At 71.0% G+C, this 5,746-nt stretch carries 7 protein-coding genes and 1 pseudogene; all 8 read right to left on the bottom strand.

Annotation, left to right across the window (positions count from 1 at the left end):
* Window positions 1–106: 106 nt before the first annotated feature.
* On the bottom strand, window positions 107–601 hold the full coding sequence (locus Q7T52_RS19350) for a pyridoxamine 5'-phosphate oxidase family protein (RefSeq protein WP_304805187.1): 495 nt from the start codon (window positions 599–601) through the stop codon (window positions 107–109).
* Window positions 602–619: 18 nt separating this feature from the next.
* Window positions 620–1,447 carry a glucose 1-dehydrogenase gene (locus Q7T52_RS19355; protein WP_304805188.1) on the bottom strand — a complete coding sequence of 276 codons (828 nt, stop codon included), beginning with the start codon at window positions 1,445–1,447 and terminating at the stop codon, window positions 620–622.
* Window positions 1,444–2,343 (bottom strand): 3-oxoacyl-ACP reductase, encoded by a 900-nt coding sequence (locus tag Q7T52_RS19360; RefSeq protein ID WP_304805189.1) that lies wholly within the window; start codon window positions 2,341–2,343, stop codon window positions 1,444–1,446. The genes Q7T52_RS19355 and Q7T52_RS19360 overlap by 4 nt, the downstream gene beginning before the upstream one ends.
* Window position 2,344: 1 nt before the next feature.
* A complete protein-coding gene (locus Q7T52_RS19365; protein WP_304805190.1) occupies window positions 2,345–2,539 on the bottom strand; it encodes a ferredoxin in 195 nt (64 codons plus the stop codon).
* Between the two features lie 14 nt (window positions 2,540–2,553).
* Window positions 2,554–3,525, bottom strand: coding sequence for an NAD(P)/FAD-dependent oxidoreductase (locus Q7T52_RS19370; protein WP_304805191.1), 972 nt, complete (start codon window positions 3,523–3,525; stop codon window positions 2,554–2,556).
* Window positions 3,526–3,589: 64 nt separating this feature from the next.
* Window positions 3,590–4,285, bottom strand: coding sequence for a hypothetical protein (locus Q7T52_RS19375; protein ID WP_304805192.1), 696 nt, complete (start codon window positions 4,283–4,285; stop codon window positions 3,590–3,592).
* A gap of 166 nt (window positions 4,286–4,451) precedes the next feature.
* Window positions 4,452–4,967, bottom strand: a complete 516-nt coding sequence (locus Q7T52_RS19380) for a hypothetical protein (protein ID WP_304805193.1) — start codon at window positions 4,965–4,967, stop codon at window positions 4,452–4,454.
* A 41-nt stretch (window positions 4,968–5,008) separates the two neighbouring features.
* Window positions 5,009–5,746 (bottom strand): annotated as a pseudogene (locus Q7T52_RS19385) (hypothetical protein); the annotation flags it as partial.

A 5,746-nucleotide genomic window follows, 5' to 3' on the forward strand; every position in this document is an offset into this window, starting at 1 on the left:
GGGGAACTTGACCCTTGTCAGGGGTTGCAACCCCTGACAACGGTCGGAACCCCCGGCCGACCGGGGAATCCGCCCACCTGTCAGGGAGTTTCGCCCGAACCCGGACTCACAGGAACTCGGCCGTGCTCCCACCCAGGTCGATGGGGGGCAGCCCCAGCTTGCGGTGGTCCCAGGACCGCACGCGGTCGGCGTCCAGCCGGACGACGACGCGGTTCTTGGCCATCAGCTCGACGAACGGCTTGAGCTCCTCGGTGTAGGGCGCGTTGTAGCGCTCGAAGATCTGCACGCACACGTCCCAGACGACGTCGGGGTCGTCGAGGACGACGCCGGTGCCCTCGAGGGAGACGCCGCGGAGCTGGTCGTAGGTGTCGCCGGTCTCGACGAGGAAGCTCATCCGGCCGTCGCGGCGCAGGTTGACGACCTTCTGGGACTTGCTCTTGGTCTCGATCCAGACGTGGCCGTCGTGCCAGGCGTACCACATGGCGACGAGGTTGACCTGGCCGTCCTTGCCGACCGTGGCGAGGGTCGAGGACCGCTGCTGGGTGAGGAAGGAGTCGACCTCGGCGTCGGACATGACGATCTGCGAGCGCTGGTTGGCCACCCTGAGAACCTAACGGACCTAGCCGCCGAAGCCGTGGGTCGCCGTGACGCCCCCGTCGATCGCGATCTCGGCGCCGTTGATGTACGTCGCCTCGTCGCTGCCCAGGAAGACGTAGAGCGGCGCGACGTCGTCGGGGGTGCCGACGCGGCGGAGCGGGACCTTGGAGGCGCCGTACTCCATCGCCAGGTCGCCGCCGTGCACGCGGGTCATGGGGGTGTCGATCATGCCGGGGTGGACGGTGTTGGTCCTGATGTTGTAGCGACCCAGCTCGTGGGCGGCCGCCTTGGTCATGCCGCGGATCGCGAACTTCGTGGCGCCGTAGGCCGCGGTGTTGGCCATGCCGGCGAGGCCCTCGGTCGAGGAGGAGTTGATGATCGCTCCTCCGCCGTTGGCGCGCATCGTGGCGACCACGGACTGCATGCCGAGCCAGCAGCCGAGCTGGTTGACGCGGAACAGCAGCTCGACCTCGGCCAGCGGCATGTCGGCGATGGAGCCGAAGCGCAGGATGCCGGCGTTGTTGGCCAGGATGCTCACCGGGCCGAAGCGCTCGTTGGTGTCGGCGACCAGGGCGGTCCAGGACGCCTGGTCGGAGACGTCGTGGTGGGCGAAGTGGGCCAGCTCGCCGAGCTCCTCGGCCAGCGCCGCGCCCTCGTCCTTGGCCACGTCGGCGATGACGGTCCTGGCGCCCTCGGCGACGTAGGCGCGGCAGATGCCGGCCCCCTGCCCCATGGCCCCGCCGGTGACGATCGCGACCTTGCCGTCGAGCCGGCCCTTCGACCTGTCCCGCGCGGTGTCGTGCGCGGTGTCCTGCGCGGTGTCCTGCGCGGCGTCCTGCGTCGTGCTCATGCCTGCAACCTCATGATCGAGTCGGCCGCGAAGCCGACGGAGGGGTCCCGGTCGGCGAAGAAGCCGCCCAGCTGCTGGTCGAGGTCCTCGGCCGTCCAGACCGACCCCGTCTTGTCGAAGCGCTGCTCGACGACCGGCGCCGCGACCAGCGCGACCATCCCGCCGTAGACGACGAAAACCTGGCCGGTCACGGTCTCGGCCGCGGGCGAGGCGAGCCACGCGACGAGCGGCGCGACGTGCTCGGCCGAGTAGGGGTCGACCTCCTCGCCCGAGGTGTCCTCGCCGAAGACCTGCGCGGTCATGGCGGTCCGGGCGCGGGGGCAGATGGCGTTGGCGCGTACGCCGACCTTGCCCAGCCCCCGCGCGGTCGAGAGCGTCAGCGCGGTGATGCCGGCCTTGGCCGCGGCGTAGTTGGCCTGGCCGGGCGACCCGCCCAGGAACGCCTCGGACGCGGTGTTGATGACGCGGGCGTAGACCGGGGCGTCGGCGGCCTTGGACGCCGTCCGCCAGTGGGAGGCCGCGTTGCGCGACAGGAGGAAGTGACCGCGCAGGTGGACCCGGATGACCGCGTCCCACTCGTCGTCGCTCATGTTGAAGAGCATCCGGTCGCGGGTCATCCCGGCGTTGTTGACGACGACCTCGAGCGAGCCGAACCCGTCGACCGCGGCCTTCATCATGGCCTCGGAGACCGACGAGTCGGACACGTCGCCCTCGACGACGGCGACCTCGGCGCCGAGCGCCTTGATCTCGTCGGCGGCGTCGTCGGCCGCTCCGGGCAGGTCGTTGAGGACGACGCGGGCGCCGGCCCGGGCCAGGGCGACGGCCTCGGCACGGCCGAGACCGGCGCCGGCACCGGTCACGACCGCGACCTTGCCGTCGAGGGAGGTGGTCGTCACGTCAGTCCTCCACGAGGCTGATGGCGGCACGCGGGCACGCGGCGACCGCGCGCCTGACGTCGTCGACGTTGTCGGGCGTCGTCTCCTCGGTCTTGACGACCAGGTAGTCGTCGTCGTCCAGCTCGAAGACCTCCGGCGCCATCGCCTCGCACAGCGCGTTGGACTCGCAGAGGTCGAAGTCGACCTTGATCTTCATCGGGCAATCCCCTTCTAGGAACCTTCGGACGAGTGACCCGGGAACACCTTGGCGTGGGGGTCGATCGCGACGGTGGCGTTGTTGACGGCGGTGGCGGCCTCGCCGAACCCGACGGCGATCAGCCGCACCTTGCCGTCGTACTCGGTGATGTCGCCGGCGGCGAACACCCTCGGCAGGGAGGTCTGCATCGCCGGATTGACGCAGATGTGGCGCTTGCGGACCTCGATGCCCCACTGCTGCATGGGTCCCAGGTCGGCGATGAAGCCGAGCGCGGCCACGACGGCCTGGCACGGACGCGTCGTGGTGACGCCGTCGACCACGATGTCGACGGACTCGACGACGGCGTCGCCGTGGAGCGCCGTCACCTGGGCCCGGGTGACGATGTCGACCGGCAGCGCGCGCACCTGCTCGACGGTGCGCTCGTGGGCGCGGAACGCGTCGCGGCGGTGGACGAGGGTGACCGACCGGGCGATCGGCTCGAGGTGGAGGGCCCAGTCGAAGGCGCTGTCGCCGCCGCCGACGATGACGACGTCCTTGCCGGCGTAGGGCGCGAAGCTGGGTACGAAGAACTCGAGGCCACGGCCGATCCAGTCGTCACCGGCGGGCAGCGGCCGCGGCGAGAACTTGCCGATGCCGGCGGTGATGATGACCGCGCCGGCGCGGACCACGGTGCCGTCGTCTAGCCCGACGGTGACCCCGTCCTCGTCGGTCTCGAGGGTGGTGGCGGTGCGGTCGAGGAGGTAGTCCGGCCTGGCGGTGTTGGCCTGCTCGACCAGGCCGGCGACGAGGTCGCGGCCCTTGACCCTCGGGAAGCCGGCGACGTCGAAGATCTGCTTCTCGGGGTACATCGCGGTGATCTGGCCGCCGAGCTCGGGCAGTGAGTCGACCACCGCGATCCGGTGGCCGCGGAACCCGGCGTAGTAGGCGGCGTAGAGCCCGGTCGGGCCGGCTCCCACGATCAGGAGGTCGACGTCCACGGTGGTCACGCGCGATCCTTCCGTCCACGTCGACACGGCCCGAACTGGAACGTGTTCTAGTTTGGCCTGAACACTACAACGCCACCAGGTTGGAGACCAGCCATCCGTCCGACGTGTTGACCATCGTCACGGTGACGCGGTACTGCACCGGTGTCACGCCGCCGCGCTCGCCCTTCTGGGTCGTCTGGGTCAGGAAGAGCAGCGCGACGATCTCGTCGTCGGTCGCCGTGACGACGCCCTGGGCCGAGATGTCGACGACGACCTCGGTCTGGGCGGCGACGAACTGGTCCTCGATGTCGGCCTTGGTGGTGCGGTACTCCTTCGCGAACGGCTCGGTCATCGTCGCCGTCGCCTGCTCGACCTGGCCGTCGTAGTCCTTCGACGACGCCGAGAGGATCAGGTCGGCCGCGGTCGCGGCCTGGTCGACCACCCGGCGTACCTCGAGGTCGGAGACCTGCACCGGCCGCTCGGCGGTCACCGGCTTGCGGTCGGGCGAGTCGTCGGAGCCGAGGTAGACCAGCTCGGCCGCGCCGAGACCGAGCAGCAGCACGATCACGACGAGGAGCGCGACCAGCGGGGTGCGACCGGTGCGCTCGTCGTCCGGGGGTACGGCGACCGGCGCTGCGGCCGGCTCGGCGGCCGGGACGGTGTCGTCGGTCGAGCGTTTCGCCAGGTCGACGCCGGGCGGCGGGTCGGTGACGACGGTCTCCTCGGGCTTCGGCTGGTCGTCCGGCTCGTCAGCGTTGTCGTCGACTTCCTCCGGCTCCACGTCGGGCGCGTCGAGGCGGGCTTGGCCGGCGACGCGGCGGGGCCGCGAGGTCGGCGTACGGGTGGGGCGGGAAGGGCGGCGGGGCGGTTGGCTCATTCGGGGTCCCCGCGGCGTTGTCCGGCGGAGGAGCGAAGCGGAGGAGTCGGAGAACGCCGTGGGGTGAGTCTCATCCGACGAACTCCAGGTCGTTGGTGAGCCACGCGCCGTCCTGGCGGACCAGCTTGACGAGCAGCCGGAAGTTGCGGACCTGGGTGTCCTTGCCGGTCTGGGCGTTGCTGACCTTGCCCTCGGTGGCGACCAGGACGCTGGCGGAGTCGGCGTCGATGTCGTCGACCGCGGAGACCGCGACCGAGCCCTCGAGCACGGACTTGAAGGTGGTGACGAGCTCGACGAGGCTGTCGGAGGAGGCCTTGTACTGGTCGAGGAAGGTCCCGGTCGAGGTGGCCGCGACGGCGTCGAAGCTCTTGTCGGGGTCGCGGTAGTCGATGTTGACGAGGGCGGTGGCCGTTGCCTCGGCGGCGACCTTGACCTCGCCGTAGCGGTCCTGCTCGGCGGCGGACGGGGCCCCGGTGTCGGAGGCGTCGTCGCTGCCGCCACGGTCACGGGCCTCGAGGACGACGAACACTCCCCCGGCGACGCAGGCGCAGGCGAGCACGAGGGCGACGACGAAGAGGACCAGCACCAGGCGACGGGGTCTTCTCTCGCTGGTGGGGGCAGCAGGGGTCACGGGCTGGTCACCGGGCCGACGAGCAGCCACTTCCAGGAGTCGTCGCCGAGGATCGAGAGGTCGCCGGGCTGCTGGAAGCGGACGGGGTCGCCGTCAGCGTCGACGACGCCCTCGACGAGGCCGGTGGCGGGGTCGTAGTGGCCTGGCACGGCACCACCGTAGGACCTGCCGGGCGAGTTGTTGCCCGGGTTGCTCGGCGTGCCGGGGACGTTGGGGGTGCCGCGCTGGACGAACGGAGCACCGCTCGTGCAGCGGGCCGGATAGATCGGCGCGTCGGTCAGCTGGTCGCCGCGGCGCCACTGGCTCCGCGGCTTGTAGCCGGAGGTGCAGGGCGGGACGCTGTAGTCGAACTGCAGGTTGACGTGGCCGAAGCCGTCGGGCGGCGAGCCGGTGAAGCCGCCGGCGATGACGCGCGGGAACGTCACCAGCAGCTGCTCGACGCCGTCGAGGTGGGAGACGACGACCTGGTTGACCGTGATCAGGTCGCTCAACAGGACCGGCAGCGTCGGTCCGAGGTCGTCGAGGAGCGTGGTGAGCTCGCGCGCGGCCGGCGGTGTGTCGTCGAGGACGTCGCGGATGTCGCCGTCAGAGCGGCGCAGCGCCTGGGTGAGGTCGGCCAGGTCGCGGGAGAACGACGTGATGCTGTCGCCGTTGTCGCGCTGGGTGCTCAGCGCGGTGAGGGCGGAGTCCAGCAGCTGGACGGTCTCGTCGGTGTTGGCGGCGGCGGTGTCGAC

This window comes from Nocardioides sp. (assembly GCF_030655615.1).
Lineage (GTDB): Bacteria > Actinomycetota > Actinomycetes > Propionibacteriales > Nocardioidaceae > Nocardioides.